We start from the raw sequence: 18,447 nt of genomic DNA, 5'->3' as shown, positions 1-18,447 counted from the left end.
GTTCAGCTCTCCAGGGCCTTGGCCAGCTTGCCGTGCAGGCCGCCGAAACCGCCGTTGCTCATGATCACCACCTGGGTGCCGGGCGCCGCCTGGCTCGCGACCCGCGCGATGATCGCCTCCAGCGAGTCGCAGACCACTGCCGGCACCGGGCAGGCGGCGGCGGTGGCCGCCAGGTCCCAGCCGAGGTTCGGCGGCGCATACCAGACCACCTGGTCGGCCTGGGCCACCGAGTCGGGCAGGCCGTCGCGGTGGGCGCCGAGCTTCATGGAGTTGGAGCGCGGCTCGATCACCGCGATGATCGGCGCCTCGCCGACCCGCTTGCGCAGGCCGTCGAGAGTGGTGGCGATGGCCGTCGGGTGGTGGGCGAAGTCGTCGTAGAGGGTCACGCCCTTCACTTCGGCGACCTTCTCCATGCGCCGCTTCACGCTACGGAAGCTTGCCAGCGCGGCGATGCCCTGCTCCGCCAGCACGCCCACATGGCGCGCTGCGGCCAGGGCGGCCAGGGCGTTGGCGACGTTGTGCCGGCCGGTCAGCTCCCAGTCGACCACGCCTTGCAGCGCGCCCTCGAACAGCACCTCGAAGCGCGAGCCGTCCTCGGCCAGGAGGCGTGCCTGCCACTGGCCGCCCTCCCCGGTGGTCTGCACCGACGTCCAGCGGCCCATGGCCAGCACCCGCTCGATGGCCTGCTCGGTGGTCGGGTGGATGATCAGCCCCTGGCTGGGGATGGTCCGCACCAGGTGGTGGAACTGCCGCTCGATGGCCGCCAGATCCGGGAAGATGTCCGCGTGGTCGAACTCCAGGTTGTTGAGGATCGCGGTCCGCGGCCGGTAGTGGACGAACTTCGAACGCTTGTCGAAGAAGGCGCTGTCGTACTCGTCGGCCTCGACCACGAAGAACGGCGTGCCGCCCAGGCGCGCCGAGACGCCGAAGTTCTGCGGCACCCCGCCGATCAGAAAGCCCGGGCTCATGCCGGCGTGCTCCAGCACCCAGGCCAGCATGCTGGTGGTGGTGGTCTTGCCGTGGGTGCCGGCCACCGCCAGCACCCAGCGGCCCTGCAGCACATGGTCGGCCAGCCACTGCGGGCCGGAGACGTAGGGCAGGCCCTGGTTCAGCACGTATTCGACCGCCGGGTTGCCGCGCGACAGGGCATTGCCGATCACCACCAGGTCCGGCGCGGGCTGCAGATGCCCGGCCGCATAGCCCTGCATGAGCTCGATACCCTGGGCCTCCAGCTGGGTGCTCATGGGCGGATAGACGTTGGCGTCGGAGCCGGTGACGCGATGCCCCAGCTCCTTCGCCAGAACCGCCAGCGAGCCCATGAAAGTGCCGCAGATGCCGAGTATGTGGATGTGCATGTATGAATCCTGGCCTGGAAAGCGATGCGCGGCAGGTTAGCACAGCGCCCGGCGCCGCAGCAGGCGGCCGGGCGCTGGGACATGGCCCGCCTCAGTCGCCTTCGCGGCGGATGCCGTGGCGCTGCAGCTTGCGGTAGAGGGTGTTGCGGCTGATGCCGAGCTGCTCGGCGGTACGGCTCACGTGCCAGTGATTGGCCTCGAGGGCGGCCAGCAGGGCGTCGCGCTCGGCCTGCTCCAGCAGGCCGCTGGTTTCCAGCGGCGCCGGCGCCGGCAGCACCGGGGTCAGGCGCAGCTCCGCCGGCAGGTCGGCCAGGCGGATCAGGCCGTCCTCGCAGAGCGCCACCTGGGCGCGCAGCACGCTGCGCAGCTGGCGCACGTTGCCCGGCCAGGCATAGTTGAGCAGCGCCTGGCGCGCCGCCGGTTCGAGGCGGATCGCCTCGCCGCGCGCCTCGCGCTCGAGCAGATGGTCGATCAGCTCGCCCTTGTCGGTCCGCTCGCGCAGCGGCGGCAGGATCACCGCCAGACCGTCCAGGCGGTAGAACAGGTCCTCGCGGAACAACCCGGCGGCGACCCGCTCGCGCAGGTCGCGGTGGGTGGCGCTGATCACCCGCACGTCTACCGGCTCCGGCTCGCCGCCGATGGGCACCACCTGGCGCTCGTCGAGCACGCGCAGCAGGCGGGTCTGCAGGGCCAGCGGCATGTCGCCGATCTCGTCGAGGAACAGGGTGCCGCCGTCGGCCTGCTGCAGCTTGCCGCGCATGCCTTCCTTGCGCGCTCCGGTGAAGCTGCCGCCGCGGTAGCCGAACAGCTCGCTCTCGATCAGGTTCTCGGGGATCGCCGCGCAGTTCAGCGCGACGAACGGCCGCTCGGCGCGGCTGCCGGCCTGGTGCACGGCCTTGGCGAAGGCCTCCTTGCCGGAGCCGGTCTCGCCGTGCAGCAACAGCGGCACGTCGCGCTCGATCACCCGCAGCGCGCGGCGGAAGGCCTGCTGCAGATTGAGATCGCCCAGGCAGATGCTCGCCGGCACAGCGGGCACAGCGGGCACAGCGGTACCTTCCACTGGCACTGCAGTCACCGGACGGCGCGGCCGCCCGCGCAGCAGGGCGAAGAGCATCCGGCCATCCTGGGTGCGCAGCGGCCAGCTGGCGCTCGGCTGCTCGCTGGCCAGCGCCAGCATGTCGTCCAGGCGACTGGCGAACAGAGCCTCGACCGACTGGCCGAGCAACTCGCGGCGGCCGCCGCCGAGCAGGTTGATGGCGGTCTGGTTGACCGCCAGCACCCGCCCCTCGCCGTCGAAGGCCAGCAGCCCCTCGCTGAACAGGCCGACGTACTCGGCCTGCAGATGGAAGCGCAGCAGCCACTCGTTCTCGAAGCGGCGCAGGAAATAGCAGCTCTCGATCACCTTGGCCGAGAGGTTGACCAGCGCCATGGTGTGGAACTGGCTCTGCCGCGACACGTTGCCCTGCAGCGAGGAGACGTCGAGCACCGCGAGCAGTTCGCCGTGCGGATCGAACACCGGGCTGGCCGAGCAGGTCAGACCAGTATGGCAGCTGCGGAAGTGCTCCTCCTGCTGGATGGTCAAAGGCTGGCGCTCGACCAGGCAGGTGCCGATACCGTTGGTGCCCTCGCAGGCCTCGCTCCAGTCGGCGCCCAGCCACAGCCCGGCGTGCTCGAAGGTCGACTGCTCGGCGGCGGCGCTGACGCGGTTGAGGATCACCCCGCGGGCGTCGGTCAGCAGCACGGCGTGGGCGCTGCCGGCCAGCTGCAGGTGAAGGCTGTTCATCTCGCCGCTGGCGATCTCCAGCACCTGCTGCAGGCGCTCGCGGCACTCCTGCAGATGGGCGTGCTCCAGCACGCTGGGCGTCAGCGGCTGCGACGGGTCCAGCTGGTGCTGCTCCAGGCATCGCAGCCAGGAGCGGGCGATCGAGGGATCGTTGGCCGGTCCGATGGCCCTTCCCTCGGCCAGAGTCCGCACCTGATGGACATGGCGAAGCATGCGGTTCGCTTGCATTGTCATTGTTGTCTCCGCGTTGATCGGCGGGCAGCTCCCGTAGGGGGTGTTGACGTTGTGGCGTGAGCCGCGTTGCCGCGTCAAATGCCGCCAGGCAAGGCGCGGGTCGCCGGCAATGGTCATTCCCTTGCCAAGACCCGCAACGCCGCATGGCGGCATTTGACGCGCAGCCTCGGCGGCCCCACCCGCAGGGACGGGGTCCGTTTGGCGCAGCACGGCGTCGCTCGTCGTTCATTTGGAACGACCAAACTTCGCTCCTCGTTCCTTGTTCTGCGCCAAACGGGCCTCCGTCGCGGCCTACGCCAAAACGTCAACACCCCCTGTTGACCGCACAGCATCGTCCAGCCGGGGCGGCTTTGCAATGGCGTCACGTCCGACCTCGGGCGTCACTGTCAAGCTTATGGGACAAAGTGTCACGCCCCTGTTTCAGCCCTGTCACAGAAAGCTCCGACACAAACCCGGCCAACCGCGGCAAATCCGCACAGGCATTGGGGTTGCGGCACCTTGGCACACCTCCTGCTTTAATCATTCGCAGACGTGCTCTTGCGCACTCCCCAGAAAATCCAAGAACCACAAGAATCAGGAGAATCCTCCATGCGGTATGCCCATCCCGGCAGTGAAGGCGCCATCGTTTCCTACAAGGTCCGCTACGGCAACTACATCGGCGGCCAGTTCGTGCCCCCGGTGAAGGGTCAGTACTTCACCAACAGCTCGCCGGTCACCGGCGAGGAATTCGCCGAATTCCCCCGCTCCACCGCCGAGGACATCGAGAAGGCACTGGACGCCGCCCACGCCGCCGCCGACACCTGGGGCCGCACCTCGGTGCAGGAACGCGCCGCCGTCCTGCTGAAGATCGCCGACCGCATCGAGCAGAACCTCGAAGTGCTGGCCGTCACCGAAACCTGGGACAACGGCAAGCCGGTCCGCGAGACCCTCAACGCCGACGTGCCGCTGTCCGCCGACCACTTCCGCTACTACGCCGGCTGCATCCGCGCCCAGGAAGGCAGCACCGGCGAGATCAACGAGAACACCGTCGCCTACCACTTCCACGAGCCGCTGGGCGTGGTCGGCCAGATCATCCCGTGGAACTTCCCGCTGCTGATGGCTGCCTGGAAGCTCGCCCCGGCCCTGGCCGCCGGCAACTGCATCGTGCTCAAGCCCGCCGAGCAGACCCCGCTGTCGATCACCGTGCTGCTCGAGCTGATCGGCGACCTGCTGCCGCCCGGCGTGCTGAACGTCGTCCACGGCTTCGGCCGCGAGGCCGGCGAGGCGCTGGCGACCAGCAAGCGCATCGCCAAGATCGCCTTCACCGGCTCCACCCCGGTGGGCGCGCACATCCTCAAGTGCGCCGCCGACAACATCATCCCGAGCACCGTCGAACTGGGCGGCAAGTCGCCGAACATCTTCTTCGAGGACATCATGCAGGCCGAGCCGGCCTTCATCGAGAAGGCCGCCGAAGGTCTGGTGCTGGCCTTCTTCAACCAGGGCGAGGTGTGCACCTGCCCGTCGCGCGCGCTGATCCAGGAGTCCATCTACGACGACTTCATGAAGGTCGTGATGAAGAAGGTCGGCCAGATCAAGCGCGGCCATCCGCTGGACACCGACACCATGGTCGGCGCCCAGGCCTCCAGCCAGCAGTTCGAGAAGATCCTCTCCTACCTGGAAATCGCCCGCAGCGAAGGCGCCGAAGTCCTGACCGGCGGCGCCGCCGAGCGCCTGGAAGGCAGCCTGGCAAGCGGCTACTACATCCAGCCGACCCTGCTCAAGGGCCACAACAAGATGCGCGTGTTCCAGGAAGAGATCTTCGGCCCGGTGGTCGGCGTCACCACCTTCAAGGACGAAGCCGAGGCCCTGGCCATCGCCAACGACACCGAGTTCGGCCTGGGCGCCGGCGTCTGGACCCGCGACATCAACCGCGCCTATCGCATGGGCCGCGGCATCCAGGCCGGCCGCGTGTGGACCAACTGCTACCACCTGTATCCGGCGCATGCCGCCTTCGGTGGCTACAAGAAGTCCGGCGTCGGCCGCGAAACCCACAAGATGATGCTCGACCACTACCAGCAGACCAAGAACCTGCTGGTCAGCTACGACATCAACCCGCTGGGCTTCTTCTGATACACGACCCCGGCCCCTGCCACAGGGGCCGGGACCGAATCGAGACGGTCAGGGCGAACCCTCGCCCGAATCACGGTAAAACCTGGCCGATGGCCGCACCTCCCCGCCAGTGCCCGCGTGCGCGACCCGCGCGGGCATCGGGACGGTCCGGCGCGGCCGCCTGGTGTGCAAGGTCGCCTTAAAAACAAGACAACAACAGAGAGGAAATCCTCATGAGCAGCACCTTCTTCATCCCTGCAGTGAACATGATGGGCATCGGCAGCCTCGATGAGGCCATGGGCGCGATCAAGAACCACGGCTTTCGCAAGGCGCTGATCGTCACCGATGCCGGCTTGGCGAAAGCCGGCGTGGCCGACAGGGTTTCCCAGTTGCTGGCCCAGCAGGATATCGCTTCCGTCCTCTACGACGGTGCCAAGCCGAACCCCACCGTCAGCAACGTCGAAAACGGTCTGACCCTGCTCAAGAGCAGCGGCTGCGACTTCGTCATCTCCCTGGGCGGCGGCTCGCCCCACGACTGCGCCAAGGGCATCGCCCTGTGCGCCGCCAACGGCGGGCACATCAGCGAGTACGAGGGCGTCGACCGCTCGGCCCGTCCGCAGCTGCCGCTGGTCGCCATCAACACCACCGCCGGCACCGCCAGCGAGATGACCCGCTTCTGCATCATCACCGACGAGACCCGCCACGTGAAAATGGCCATCGTCGACCGCAATGTCACCCCGCTGCTGTCGGTCAACGACCCCTCGCTGATGGCCGCCATGCCCAAGGGCCTGACCGCCGCCACCGGCATGGACGCGCTGACCCATGCGGTCGAGGCCTACGTCTCCACCGCCGCCACCCCGATCACCGACGCCTGCGCCCTGAAGGCCGTCGAGCTGATCTCCGCCAACCTGCGCAACGCCGTGGCCAACGGCGGCGACATGACCGCCCGCGAGAACATGGCCTACGCCCAGTTCCTCGCCGGCATGGCCTTCAACAACGCCTCGCTGGGCTACGTGCATGCCATGGCGCACCAGCTCGGCGGCTTCTACGATCTGCCCCACGGCGTCTGCAACGCGGTCCTGCTGCCGCATGTGGAAAGCTTCAACGCCAGCGTCTGTCCGGATCGCCTGCGCGACGTCGCCAAGTCCATGGGCGTCGACGTCCAGGGCATGAGCGCCGAGCAGGGCGCCCAGGCCGCCCTCGCGGCGATCCGCACCCTGTCCAAGGACATCGGCATCCCGGGCGGCCTCGCCGAGCTGGGCGCCAAGGCCGACGACATCCCGGTCCTCGCCGCCAACGCCCTGAAGGACGCCTGCGGCCTGACCAACCCGCGCCCGGCCGACCAGCAGCAGATCGAGGAAATCTTCCGCAGCGCCTTGTAAGGCGGCGGATCGCCCGGGCCGGCTGCCCCGCTCCGGCCGGCCCGGACTCCCGTTCCCGGCTTCACCGTCACTGTGCTCCCCGCCATGACCTACCCCTCTGGTGGCGGGGAGCAACTTTTTCGCTTTTCTTCGCCCCTCGTCCCCTGCCCTGGCGAGCCGACCCGATCGGGCATTTACTGATTGAGTCATCCATCCGCTCCACGAGGGCCACCATCATGGCCAAGACGATGAAAGCGGCCGTTGTCGCCGCGTTCGGCAAGCCGCTGGAGATTCGCGAAGTACCGGTGCCCACGCCCGGCCCCGGACAACTGCTGGTGAAGATCGCCGCCTGCGGCGTCTGCCACACCGACCTGCACGCCGCCGAAGGCGACTGGCCGGTCAAACCCAATCCCCCCTTCATTCCCGGCCACGAAGGCGTGGGCCAGGTGGTCGCCGTGGGCGCCGGCGTCAGCCACATCAAGGAAGGCGACCGGGTCGGCATTCCCTGGCTGCACTCCAGCTGCGGCCACTGCGAACACTGCCTGGGCGGCTGGGAAACCCTCTGCCTGTCGCAGACCAATACCGGTTACTCGGTGAACGGCGGCTTCGCCGAATACGCCCTGGCCGATGCCGAGTACGTCGGCCATCTGCCTGACAACGCCGACTTCGTCGAGATCGCGCCCATCCTCTGCGCCGGGGTGACCGTCTACAAGGGCCTGAAGATGACCGACACCCGTCCCGGCCAGTGGGTGGCGATCTCCGGCATCGGCGGCCTCGGCCACATGGCCGTGCAGTACGCCAGGGCCATGGGCCTCAACGTCGCCGCCGTGGACGTGGACGACGCCAAGCTGGAGCTGGCCCGGCGGCTCGGCGCCACCCTCACCGTCAACGCCCTCCAGCAGGATGCGGCGGCCTTCCTCTGCCAGGAGGTCGGCGGCATGCACGGCGTACTGGTCACCGCCGTCTCGCCGAAGGCCTTCTCCCAGGCCCTGGGCATGACCCGCCGTGGCGGCACCCTGGTCCTCAACGGCCTGCCGCCCGGCGAGTTCAGCCTGTCGATCTTCGACATGGTGCTCAACGGCACCACGGTGCGCGGCTCCATCGTCGGCACCCGTCTGGACCTGCAGGAAGCGCTGGACTTCGCCGGCCAGGGCAAGGTCCGGGCCACGGTCGCCAGCGAGCCGCTGGAGAACATCAACGACATCTTCGCGCGCATGCACAAGGGGCAGATCGAGGGGCGCATCGTCCTCGACCTCGCCGCCTGAACCCGGCCTGCACCCGGCGGCGCAGGCCTTGCCCGCCGCCCGCGGCGCCCTTAAGGTGGCTCCTCCGTATTCTGGAGCCCTGCCGATGTGGTCCCTCAGCGCCTGGCGCCGCCGGCGCATCCTCGCCCGCTCTCCGGTCGATCCCGACCTCTGGCGCCAGGTCCTGGACAGCCTGCCGATCCTCGACGGCCTGAGCGCCGAGGAAACCGAGCGGCTGCGCGAGCGCTGCGTGCTCTTTCTGCACGCCAAGCGGCTCACCGCGCTGCCGGGGGTCGAGCTGGACGCCTTCGCCCGCCTGCGCTTGGCCGCCCAGGCCGAACTGCCACTGCTCAACCTGCCGGAACTGGACTGGTACGGGGGCTTCCACGAGCTGGTGCTGTACCCCGACGACTTCCTCAGCCCGCAGAAGCATCGCGACGCCGCCGGCGTGGTCCACGAGTGGGATGACGAACGCAGCGGCGAGGCCTGGCACCAGGGACCGGTGATCCTCGCCTGGCCAGGTGTCGCGGCCAGCGGCGAGTGGGACGGCTACAACCTGGCGATCCACGAGCTGGCGCACAAGCTGGACATGCTCAACGGCGACGCCAACGGCCTGCCGCCGCTGCACGCCGACATGCGCGTGCAGGACTGGGCTGCCGCCCTGCAGGCCGCCTACGACGACCTCGACGCCCGTCTGGAGGCCGACCCCGACGCCGAGACGCCGATCGACCCCTATGCCGCCGAGAACCCGGCGGAGTTCTTCGCGGTGACCAGCGAATACTTCTTCAGCGCCCCCGACCTGCTCGTCGAGGCCTATCCGGCGGTCTACGACCAATTGATGGCCTTCTATCGCCAGGACCCGCTGGCACGATTGCGCCGCCTGCAGGTCGAAGACCCGCAGTACCGCGTGGAAGCCCAGCCTGTGAGCAAGGCTTGAGCCGGCCGTCCTGGCAACCGCCCGGGAATCTACCTATAATTCCGCCACTTTTTGGCCTTCCCTTGAGAGTCAGTCCATGAGCTACAGCAAGATCCCGGCCGGCAAGGACCTGCCGAACGACATCTACGTCGCCATCGAGATCCCGGCCAACCATGCGCCGATCAAGTACGAGATCGACAAGGACAGCGACTGCCTGTTCGTCGACCGCTTCATGGCGACTCCGATGTTCTACCCGGCCAACTACGGCTACATCCCCAACACCCTGGCCGACGACGGCGACCCGCTGGACGTGCTGGTGGTGACCCCCTACCCGGTCGCCCCCGGCTCGGTGATCCGCGCCCGTCCGGTCGGCGTGCTGCACATGACCGACGAAGGCGGCGGCGACGCCAAGCTGATCGCCGTGCCGCACGACAAGCTGACCGTCCTCTACCAGGACGTGAAGGAATACACCGACCTGCCGGCGCTGCTGCTGGAGCAGATCAAGCACTTCTTCGAGAACTACAAGGACCTCGAAAAGGGCAAGTGGGTGAAAGTCGAGAGCTGGGGCAACGCCGAAGCGGCCCGCGCTGAAATCCTCAAGGCAGTCGCCGCTTACCAGAAGTAAGCCAAGCTTCCTTGGAAAAGCCGGCCACAAGCCGGCTTTTTTATTTTCACAACCGCACGCCGAGCAGAATCCGCCAAGCATGCTGGTTTCCGCCTGACAATCATTTCTTGAATCCAGACAACTTTTTTGAATGCCGCGATTCACGCTGCCATCCACATTCGCTAACGTGTCGCTTCCCTGGTTGGAGTGGCAGGATGCGCATCCTCCTGTTGGCACTGATACCCCTGACCCTGCTGGCCTGCAAGATGGAGCCGGACACGCTCCGCATCGGCAGCAACCGCTGGCCCGGCTATGCCCCGCTGTATCTGGCCGCCGAACTGCAGTGGCTGGAGCCGGCCGGCCTGCGGCTGGTCGAATACCCCAACACCAGCGGCGTGCTGCGCGCCTTCCGCAACGGCCTGCTGGATGGCGCCCTGCTCACCCTGGACGAAACCCTGACGCTGCAGAGCAGCGGCCTGGACCTGGAAGTCCTGCTGGTCGCCGACCTCTCGGCCGGTGCCGACGCGCTCTATGCCCGCCCGCCGATCCTGCGGCCCGCCGACCTCCGGGGACGGCGCGTCGGGGTGGAAAGCGGCGCCCTCGGGGCCTTCTTCCTGTCGCGCATCCTCGACCGGGCCGGCCTGCAGGCCGACGCGTTGACCGTCGTCGAACTGCCGGTTCACGAACAGGTCGCCGCCCTGGGCGAGAACCGCGTCGATGCGCTGGTCAGTTTCGCCTCCCTGGAGCCGGCGCTGGCGGCGCTCGGCGCCCGGCGCATCTTCGACAGCCGCGAGCTGCCCGGCGAGATCGTCGACGTGCTGGTAGTCGATCGCCGGCGCATCGATGCCGGACAGCGCAAGCGCCTGAAGTCGCTGTGGTACGAGGCCCTGCACATCTGGCAGCAATCCCCCGAATGCGCGGGCACGCAGCTGCCGCAGCGCCTGGGGCTGAACGCACAGGGCCTGCAGGACAGCCTCGCCGGACTGGTGCTGGCCGATGCCGGCCTCAACCGGCAGATGCTCAAGGACGGCCGCCTGCTGGACAGCCTTGAGCGCCTGAACCACTACATGGTCGAAAATCGTCTGCTGCCCCTCCCGAGCAGGCCAAGAGAGCTGCTCGCCAGCTGCAGGGGCTACGGATGCTGACCCGCCTCGCCCGGCTGTCCCTGCGCAAATCCCTGCCGCTGGTGCTCGGCTTCTTCGCCCTGATCTTCACCCTGCTGCTGACCACCCTGTACCTGCCGCGCACCATCGACAAGGAGCTGCACGCCTGGCGCAGCCACACCAACCAGTTGCTCGTGCTGCTGCAGAGCACCCTGAGCGACCACCTGCGCCACGGCCGCCAAGCCGAACTGGAAACCGCGCTGGCCGACTTCGCCAGCCTGCAGGGAATCCGCTGGGCCATGGTGGCCGATCCGCAGCTGCGCGTGCTGGCGACCACCCGTCTGGGTCTCGCCCCCCGGCACCTCGGCATCTCCGCCGAGCAGGTGCAGGCCCAGATGGCCAGCGGGCATCCCGCCTGGCTGGAGCAGGCCGGCAGGCGCTACCTGGCCGTTCTCCCCCTCGGCCAGACCCTCCAACGCAGCGAGGAAAGCGGCAAGGCGCTGCTGGTCGATCTGGATTTCAACCCGCTGCTCGACCGGACCCGTTTCGAGGCCTGGCTCTACCTCGGCCAGATCCTCGTGCTGCTGTTGCTGCTCGGCGTGCTTCTCAACCGCCTCTACCACAGCCTGATCACCCGGCGCCTGGCGCGCATCGACCGGGCGGCCCGGCGCTTCGCCGCCGATCAGGAACCGCAGCCGGCGGCGGTCGAGGGCCATGACGAGATCGGCCAGTTGGCCGGCACCTTCAGCCAGATGATGAGCCAGCTGCACGAGCGCCAGCAGGCCCTGCAGGACAGCGAGCAACTGATGCGCGAGCTGTTCGACAGCTCGCCGGTGGGCATGCTGGTGGTCGGCAGCGGGTTGTGCATCGAGCAGGCCAACCCGGCAGCGGCGGCGCTGTTCGGCTGTGCTCCGGCAGACCTGCCGGGCAAGCGCCCGCGCGATCATCTGCTGAAAGGCGACTCCCTCAGGCGCCTGCTGCGCACGCCGGCCAACACGCCGGTCGAGCTGACCGGCCTGCGCCAGGGGCGGGAGCTGCCGCTGGAGGTCACCTGGACGCCCTTCATGCGCGACGGCACCCGGCACTATCTGCTCCTGCTGCGCGACATCAGCGCGCGCCTGCAGGCCGAGCAGCGCCTGCGCTTCCTCGCCCATTTCGACCCGCTGACCCACCTGGCCAACCGTCACTGCCTGGTCCAGCGCCTGGAGCAGCTGCTGGCCGCCCGGACGCCGCTGAGCCTGCTGTTCCTCGACATCGACCACTTCAAGCGGATCAACGACACCCTCGGCCACGAGGTCGGCGACCGCCTGCTGGTGGAAATCGCCCGGCGCCTGGCTCGCCTGGTTCCCGAGCAGGCCCTGGTGGCCCGCTCCGGTGGCGACGAATTCCTCCTGCTGCTGGAAAAGCGCACGGCGGAGCAGGCCCGCGAGCTGGCCGAGGCTCTGCTGCGGGGCTTCAAGGCCCCGCTGCAGGTCGGCCAGTACGAATGCTTCGTCACGCCCAGCATCGGCATCGCCGGCTGCGACGGCCAGGGCGACGCCACCGACCTGCTCAAGCAGGCCGACCTGGCCCTCTATGCCGCCAAGGATGCCGGCCGCAACCGCCTGGCCATCTACAGCCGCCCGCTCGGCGAGGCCGCCGAGCGCCGCCTGCAGCTGGAGCACGAACTGCGCCGCGCCCTGGACCAGCAGGAGTTCGTCCTGCACTACCAGGCCCAGGTCGACGACCAGGGCCGTCCTCAGGTCATGGAAGCCCTGCTGCGCTGGCACTCGCCGACCCGTGGACTGGTGCTGCCCGGCGAATTCATTCCGGTGCTGGAGGAAAGCGGCATGATCATCGAGGCCACCCGCTGGGTGTTCCGCGAGGCCTGCCGCCAGGCGCGCCGCTGGGCCGAGCAGGGCCACGCGCTGCGCATCGCGGTCAACCTGTCGCCGCTGGACTTCCGCCAGGCCGACCTGGCCGGCAGCCTGCTGGCCATCCTCGAGGAGGAGCAGCCCCCAGCCGGATCGCTCGAACTGGAAATCACCGAGAGCGCCCTGCTCGATGCCGGCGACGAGGTCCAGAAGACTCTGGCCCGCCTCAAGGCCGTCGGCATGCCGCTGCTGCTGGACGACTTCGGCACCGGCTATGCCTCGCTGACCTACCTGCAGCAGTTCCCCTTCGACGGCATCAAGATCGACCGCCAGTTCGTCGCCGGCCTCCCGGATAGCGAGCACTCGGTGGCCCTGGTGCGCGGCATCCTGACCATGGCCCGGCATCTGGGCCTGCACGTGGTGGCCGAAGGGGTGAGCAACGAACGGCAGGCCGCCTTCCTGCGCTTCAACGGCTGTCCCAGCCTGCAGGGCTACCATTACTGCCGCCCGCAGTCGGCCGCCGACATCGAGCGCACCTGGAGCCAGGAGTCGCCGTCCGGCCTGCAGCCCCAGGGCCACTGAACCGGCAGAGCATTCGCCCGGGCACCGGCTTTAGCGTTTGCCGCCCTGCCCCGGCTCTGCTAGTGTCGCGGCGATTTTCAGAAGTGCCGCCGACACAGGTTCCCGTCCATGGCCCGCAAGAAAGCCGCCGTCGATTTCGAAAAATCCCTCGCCGAACTGCAGCAACTGGTCGAGCGCCTGGAGGGCGGCGAACTGTCGCTGGAGGACTCCCTGGCCTGCTTCGAGCAGGGCGTCCGTCTGACCCGCGACTGCCAGGCGGCGCTGAGCCAGGCCGAGCAGAAGGTGCAGATCCTCCTGGAGCGCGGCGATACCCTCGAACAGGTCCCCTTCGACGCGGACAGCCAAGCATGATCGCGACCTACCAGAAGCAGTGCCAGGCTCGCGTCGACGCCGCCCTGGAAACCCTCCTGCAGCCACCGCGCGCCGAACTGCAGCGGCTCTACCGGGCGATGCGCTACAGCGTCGTCAACGGCGGCAAGCGGGTCCGCCCGCTCCTCGTCTACGCCGCCTGCGAGTCCCTCGGCGGCACGCCGGAGCGGGCCGAGGGCGCCGCCTGCGCGGTGGAGCTGATCCATGCCTATTCGCTGGTCCACGACGACCTGCCGGCGATGGACGACGACGACCTGCGCCGCGGCCAGCCGACCACCCACAGGGCCTTCGACGAAGCCTGCGCCATCCTCGCCGGCGACGGCCTGCAGGCGCTGGCCTTCGAGGTGCTCGCCGATGCCCGGCGCAATCCCCAGGACGCCGCACTGCGCCTGGAAATGTCGCGCACCCTGGCCTGGGCCGCCGGCCCGGCCGGCATGGTCGGCGGCCAGGCCATCGACCTCGAGGCGGTCGGCCGGGCGCTCGACCGGAACGCCTTGGAAACCATGCACCGGCACAAGACCGGCGCGCTGATCGAGGCCAGCGTGCGCCTCGGCGCCCTGGCCAGCGGCCGGGCCGACGCAGCCAGCCTGGCCGCGCTCGCCGACTACGCCCGGGCCATCGGCCTGGCCTTCCAGGTCCAGGACGACATCCTCGACGTGGAAAGCGACACCGTTACCCTCGGCAAGACCCAAGGCAAGGACCAGGCCAACGACAAGCCCACCTACCCCGCGCTGCTCGGCCTCGACGCCGCCAAGGCCTATGCCCTGGCCCTGCGCGACCAGGCCCAGGCCGCTCTCGAAGGCTTCGATGCCGGGGCCGATCCCTTGCGCGCGCTCGCCCGCTACATCGTCGAGCGGCGCCACTGAGCGGCGCCGTGGCCTGCGACCATCGGCGCAGCCCGGGCCGCGCCGACGAATTTCTAGACGCCGTCACGATCGGGTAAAATACCGCCTCTTTTTATCTCCAGTAACGATCCCCCGATGCCCAAGACGTTCCACGAGATTCCCCGCGAGCGCCCCGCCACCCCCCTGCTGGACCGCGCCGCGACGCCGGACCGGCTGCGCCAGCTCGGCGAGGCGGAGCTCGAAGTGCTGGCCAACGAACTGCGCCAGGAGCTGCTCTACACCGTCGGGCAGACCGGCGGGCACTTCGGTGCCGGGCTCGGCGTGATCGAGCTGACCATCGCCCTGCACTACGTCTTCAACACCCCCGAAGACCGTCTGGTGTGGGATGTCGGCCACCAGGCCTATCCGCACAAGATCCTCACCGGACGCCGCGAACGCATGCTCACGCTGCGCCAGAAGGACGGCATCGCCGCCTTCCCGCGCCGCTCGGAAAGCCCCTACGACACCTTCGGCGTCGGCCACTCCAGCACCTCCATCGGCGCCGCGCTGGGCATGGCCATCGCGGCGCGGATGAAGGGCGAGCAGCGCAAGTGCATCGCCGTGATCGGCGACGGCGCGCTGACCGCCGGGATGGCCTTCGAGGCGCTCAACCACGCCTCGGACGTGCAGGCCGACATGCTGGTGGTGCTCAACGACAACGACATGTCGATCTCCAAGAACGTCGGCGGGCTGTCCAACTACCTGGCCAAGATCCTCTCCAGCCGCACCTATGCAAGCATGCGCGAAGGCAGCAAGAACATCCTCTCGCGCCTGCCCGGCGCCTGGGAGATCGCCCGGCGCACCGAGGAATACGCCAAGGGCATGCTGGTGCCCGGCACCCTCTTCGAGGAGCTCGGCTGGAACTACATCGGCCCGATCGACGGCCACGACCTGCCGACCCTCGTTGCCACCCTGCGCAACATGCGCGACCTCAAGGGACCGCAGTTCCTCCACGTGGTGACCAAGAAGGGCAAGGGCTTCGCCCCGGCCGAGGCCGACCCCATCGGCTACCACGCGATCACCAAGCTGGAGCCGGAAGGCAGCGAACCGAAGAAGCCCAAGGGCCCGAAATACTCCAGCGTCTTCGGCCGCTGGCTGTGCGACATGGCCGCCGCCGACCCGCGCCTGACCGGCATCACCCCGGCGATGAAGGAAGGCTCCGACCTAGTGGCCTTCAGCCAGCGCTTCCCGGACCGCTACTTCGACGTGGCCATCGCCGAGCAGCACGCCGTGACCCTCGCCGCCGGCATGGCCTGCGACGGCATCAAACCGGTGGTGGCGATCTACTCGACCTTCCTGCAGCGCGCCTACGACCAGTTGATCCATGACGTCGCGGTGCAGAACCTCGACGTGCTGTTCGCCATCGACCGCGCCGGCCTGGTCGGCGAGGACGGTCCGACCCACGCCGGCAGCTTCGATCTCTCCTACCTGCGCTGCATCCCCGGCATGCTGGTGATGACCCCCAGCGACGAGAACGAGCTGCGCCGGATGCTCACCACCGGCTACCTGTTCGAAGGCCCGGCGGCGGTACGCTACCCGCGCGGCAGCGGGCCGAACGCGACCATCGAGCCGGGCCTGGAGCCCTTGTCGATCGGCAAGGGCGTGCTGCGCCGCCAGGGCGGGAAGGCCGACGGCCCGCGGGTCGCCCTGCTGGTGTTCGGCGTGCAGTTGGCCGAGGCGCTGCAGGTGGCCGAGACGCTGAACGCCACGGTGGCCGACATGCGCTTCGTCAAGCCGCTGGACGAGGACTTGGTGCGCGAGCTGGCGGCCGGCCACGAGCTGCTGGTGACCGTTGAGGAGAACAGCATCATGGGCGGCGCCGGCAGCGCGGTGGCGGAATTCCTCGCCAGCATCGGCATCGCCAAGCCGATCCTCCACCTGGGCCTGCCGGACTACTACGTGGAGCACGCCAGACCCGCCGAGATGCTCGCCGAATGTGGCCTCGACGCCGTCGGCATCGAAGCCTCGATACGCCGGCGCCTGGCCCTGCTGCGCTGAACCGATCAGACGCGACGGATCGCCCCCATGTCCTTGCCCATCCCCGGACTGCCGGCCTTCCGGCAGCCCGGCCTAGCGCCAGTCCGCAAGCCAGCGCCGTGCGGAAAAGCCCCCCTCATGAGCCTGGCCCGTCTTGTCCCGGCCATGCTCCTGCTGCTGCCCGGCCCTCTCCTCGCCGCCGACTCGAGCGACGCCCCACAGGCCTACCGGCTGCCGGCCCAGGTAATCAGCTCCCGGCAGTCGCCCAGCGAGCCGACGAGCGCCGCCGCCACGGTATTCACCCGCGGCGACATCGAACGCCTGCAGGTGCAGAGCGTGTCGGAGCTGCTGAACCGGGTGCCCGGCGTGGTCATGGCCCAGGCCGGCGGGCGCGGCGCGCTGAGCGGCGCCTTCATCCGCGGCGCCAATCCCGGCCAGACCCTGGTGCTGGTCGACGGGGTGCGTGTCAGTGCTGCCGCCACCGGCCTGGCCCGCCTGGAACTCCTCGACCCCGGACGCATCGAGCGCATCGAGGTGATCCGCGGTCCCCTGGCCAGCCAGTACGGCGCCGATGCCATCGGCGGGCTGATCCGGATCACCACCCGCCGCGGTGAGGCCGGCCTGCAGCCGCGCCTGCGTCTGGCGGTCGGCAACCGGGGCACCTTCGAGCGCGAGTTGGGCCTGTCCGGCGGCGACGGACAGACCCGCTTCGACCTCGGCGTCAGCCAGGTGGAGAGCCAGGGCTTCGACCGCAGCTCCGACGACCGCGGACGCGATGCCGACCATGATGGCTTCCGCCGCCGCGCCCTCGGCCTGACCCTCGAGCATCGCTTCACCGACAGCTTGCAGGCCGGTCTGAACCTGCTCGACCAGCGCGGTGAGAGCGAACTGGACGACGTCTATAGCTTCAGGCCCGGTGACCTCCATGAGCGCTTCAGCGTCAGCAGCCTCGCCGCCCATCTCGAGGCCCGCCCCAGCGATGCCTGGACCAGCCGCATCGAAGTCGGTCACTTCGAGAACCGGATCGAGAACCGCGACGATTACAACGCCATCAACAACTACAGCTTCGACACCTACCGGGATTCGCTGGCCTGGTTCAACACCCTGCGGCTCGACGCGCGCCGGCAGCTGCTGCTCGGCGCCGAGTGGTACGAGGAGCGCCTGCACAGCGAGCTCGACTACGACGAAAGCCGGCGCTGGAACCGTGCGGCCTTCGTCCGCCACAGCTACCGGGGCGATGGCTTCGGCGCCGAAGTCGGCCTGCGCCACGACGACAACCAGCGCTTCGGCAGTGAGGAAAGCTGGAGCGCGGCGCTGACCCTGGACGTGGCGCACGCCACCGAGCTGGTCCTGAGCTACGCCGAGGGCTTCCATGCGCCGAGCTTCAGTGAACTCTACTTTCCGCCCACCCCGCTCCACGGCGGTAATCCCGAGCTCGAGCCGGAACGCTCGAAGAGCTACGAGATCCAGCTGCGCGGCGAGCGCCGCAAAACCCACTGGAGTCTGTCCGCCTACCGCACCGAAGTGGCCGACCTGATCGTCGAGACCAGCCGGGCGGGCAGCTTCTCCAGCCATCCGGAGAACATCGACCGGGCGCGCCTGCAGGGGCTGGAGCTGGCCCTGTCGCGTACCGTCCTCGGCTGGCAGACCGCACTGGCCGCCAGCCTGGTCGACCCGCGCGACCGCGACAGCGGCCACACCCTGCCGCGCCGGGCCAGGCGCAACCTGAGCCTGGATCTCGACCGCCGATTCGGCGCCTTTTCCGCCGGCCTCGGCTGGCAGGCGGTGTCCAGCCGCTACGAAGACGAAGGCAACGAGCACGAGATACCGGGATACGCCCTGCTCGGCCTGCGCGGCAGCTGGCAGATGACCGGCGCGTTGCAGTGGCAGGTCAAGATCGACAACCTGCTGGACAAGGAATATTCGCAGGTGCTCTACAGCCGCCCCAACACGCCCTTCTACACCAGCGTCGGCCTGCACGAGTACCAACAGGAAGGCCGCAGCGCCCTGCTCTCGCTGACCTGGTCGCCATAGGGCTTGTCAACGCTACTCTCCGCGAGCCGCATTGCTGCGGCAAATTTTCGCCGCTCCGTC

13 protein-coding genes are annotated in these 18,447 nt (G+C 68.9%); 11 read left to right on the top strand and 2 right to left on the bottom strand.

Annotated elements, in window-relative coordinates; all coding sequences use genetic code 11:
- Nucleotides 1-2: 2 nt before the first annotated feature.
- Both mpl and GCU53_RS16850 read right to left on the bottom strand, forming a co-directional pair.
- A complete protein-coding gene (gene mpl / locus GCU53_RS16855) occupies nucleotides 3-1,355 on the bottom strand; it encodes a UDP-N-acetylmuramate:L-alanyl-gamma-D-glutamyl-meso-diaminopimelate ligase (RefSeq protein ID WP_152388616.1) in 1,353 nt (450 codons plus the stop codon).
- 91 nt (nucleotides 1,356-1,446) lie between these two features.
- Nucleotides 1,447-3,366, bottom strand: a complete 1,920-nt coding sequence (locus tag GCU53_RS16850; RefSeq protein WP_208845520.1) for a sigma-54-dependent Fis family transcriptional regulator — start codon at nucleotides 3,364-3,366, stop codon at nucleotides 1,447-1,449.
- A 594-nt stretch (nucleotides 3,367-3,960) separates the two neighbouring features.
- Here GCU53_RS16850 and exaC point away from each other — a divergent pair.
- The 11 genes from exaC (at nucleotide 3,961) to GCU53_RS16780 (ending at nucleotide 18,387) form a co-directional block, all read left to right on the top strand.
- Nucleotides 3,961-5,481 (top strand): acetaldehyde dehydrogenase ExaC, encoded by a 1,521-nt coding sequence (exaC, locus tag GCU53_RS16835; RefSeq protein ID WP_152388615.1) that lies wholly within the window; start codon nucleotides 3,961-3,963, stop codon nucleotides 5,479-5,481.
- Between the two features lie 212 nt (nucleotides 5,482-5,693).
- The gene (gene yiaY / locus GCU53_RS16825) at nucleotides 5,694-6,842 is read left to right on the top strand and encodes an L-threonine dehydrogenase (RefSeq protein WP_152388614.1); all 1,149 of its coding nucleotides are present in this window, start codon (nucleotides 5,694-5,696) and stop codon (nucleotides 6,840-6,842) included.
- A gap of 215 nt (nucleotides 6,843-7,057) precedes the next feature.
- Nucleotides 7,058-8,086, top strand: a complete 1,029-nt coding sequence (gene adhP / locus GCU53_RS16820; RefSeq protein WP_152388613.1) for an alcohol dehydrogenase AdhP — start codon at nucleotides 7,058-7,060, stop codon at nucleotides 8,084-8,086.
- A gap of 85 nt (nucleotides 8,087-8,171) precedes the next feature.
- On the top strand, nucleotides 8,172-9,002 hold the full coding sequence (locus tag GCU53_RS16815) for a M90 family metallopeptidase (protein ID WP_152388612.1): 831 nt from the start codon (nucleotides 8,172-8,174) through the stop codon (nucleotides 9,000-9,002).
- Nucleotides 9,003-9,078: 76 nt separating this feature from the next.
- Nucleotides 9,079-9,606: an inorganic diphosphatase gene (gene ppa, locus GCU53_RS16810; protein WP_152388611.1), complete on the top strand. Its 528-nt coding sequence runs from the start codon at nucleotides 9,079-9,081 to the stop codon at nucleotides 9,604-9,606.
- Nucleotides 9,607-9,800: 194 nt separating this feature from the next.
- Entirely contained in the window at nucleotides 9,801-10,730 is a 930-nt protein-coding gene (locus GCU53_RS16805; RefSeq protein WP_152388610.1) for an ABC transporter substrate-binding protein, read from the top strand.
- Complete coding sequence (locus GCU53_RS16800) at nucleotides 10,724-13,123, top strand: putative bifunctional diguanylate cyclase/phosphodiesterase (RefSeq protein WP_152388609.1); 2,400 nt, start codon at nucleotides 10,724-10,726, stop codon at nucleotides 13,121-13,123. The genes GCU53_RS16805 and GCU53_RS16800 overlap by 7 nt, the downstream gene beginning before the upstream one ends.
- Nucleotides 13,124-13,231: 108 nt before the next feature.
- Entirely contained in the window at nucleotides 13,232-13,474 is a 243-nt protein-coding gene (locus GCU53_RS16795) for an exodeoxyribonuclease VII small subunit (protein ID WP_152388608.1), read from the top strand.
- Nucleotides 13,471-14,358 carry a (2E,6E)-farnesyl diphosphate synthase gene (gene ispA / locus GCU53_RS16790; protein ID WP_152388607.1) on the top strand — a complete coding sequence of 296 codons (888 nt, stop codon included), beginning with the start codon at nucleotides 13,471-13,473 and terminating at the stop codon, nucleotides 14,356-14,358. Before GCU53_RS16795 ends, ispA begins: the two co-directional genes overlap by 4 nt.
- A gap of 114 nt (nucleotides 14,359-14,472) precedes the next feature.
- Nucleotides 14,473-16,374 (top strand): 1-deoxy-D-xylulose-5-phosphate synthase, encoded by a 1,902-nt coding sequence (dxs, locus tag GCU53_RS16785; RefSeq protein ID WP_152388606.1) that lies wholly within the window; start codon nucleotides 14,473-14,475, stop codon nucleotides 16,372-16,374.
- Nucleotides 16,375-16,491: 117 nt separating this feature from the next.
- Nucleotides 16,492-18,387: a TonB-dependent receptor domain-containing protein gene (locus GCU53_RS16780; RefSeq protein ID WP_152388605.1), complete on the top strand. Its 1,896-nt coding sequence runs from the start codon at nucleotides 16,492-16,494 to the stop codon at nucleotides 18,385-18,387.
- The last annotated feature ends 60 nt before the right edge of the window (nucleotides 18,388-18,447 follow it).

Source organism: Azotobacter salinestris, assembly GCF_009363155.1.
GTDB classification, from domain to species: Bacteria; Pseudomonadota; Gammaproteobacteria; order Pseudomonadales; family Pseudomonadaceae; genus Azotobacter; species Azotobacter salinestris.
Note: the sequence above shows the minus strand (reverse complement) of the source record. Positions and strands in the feature narration are given on the sequence as shown.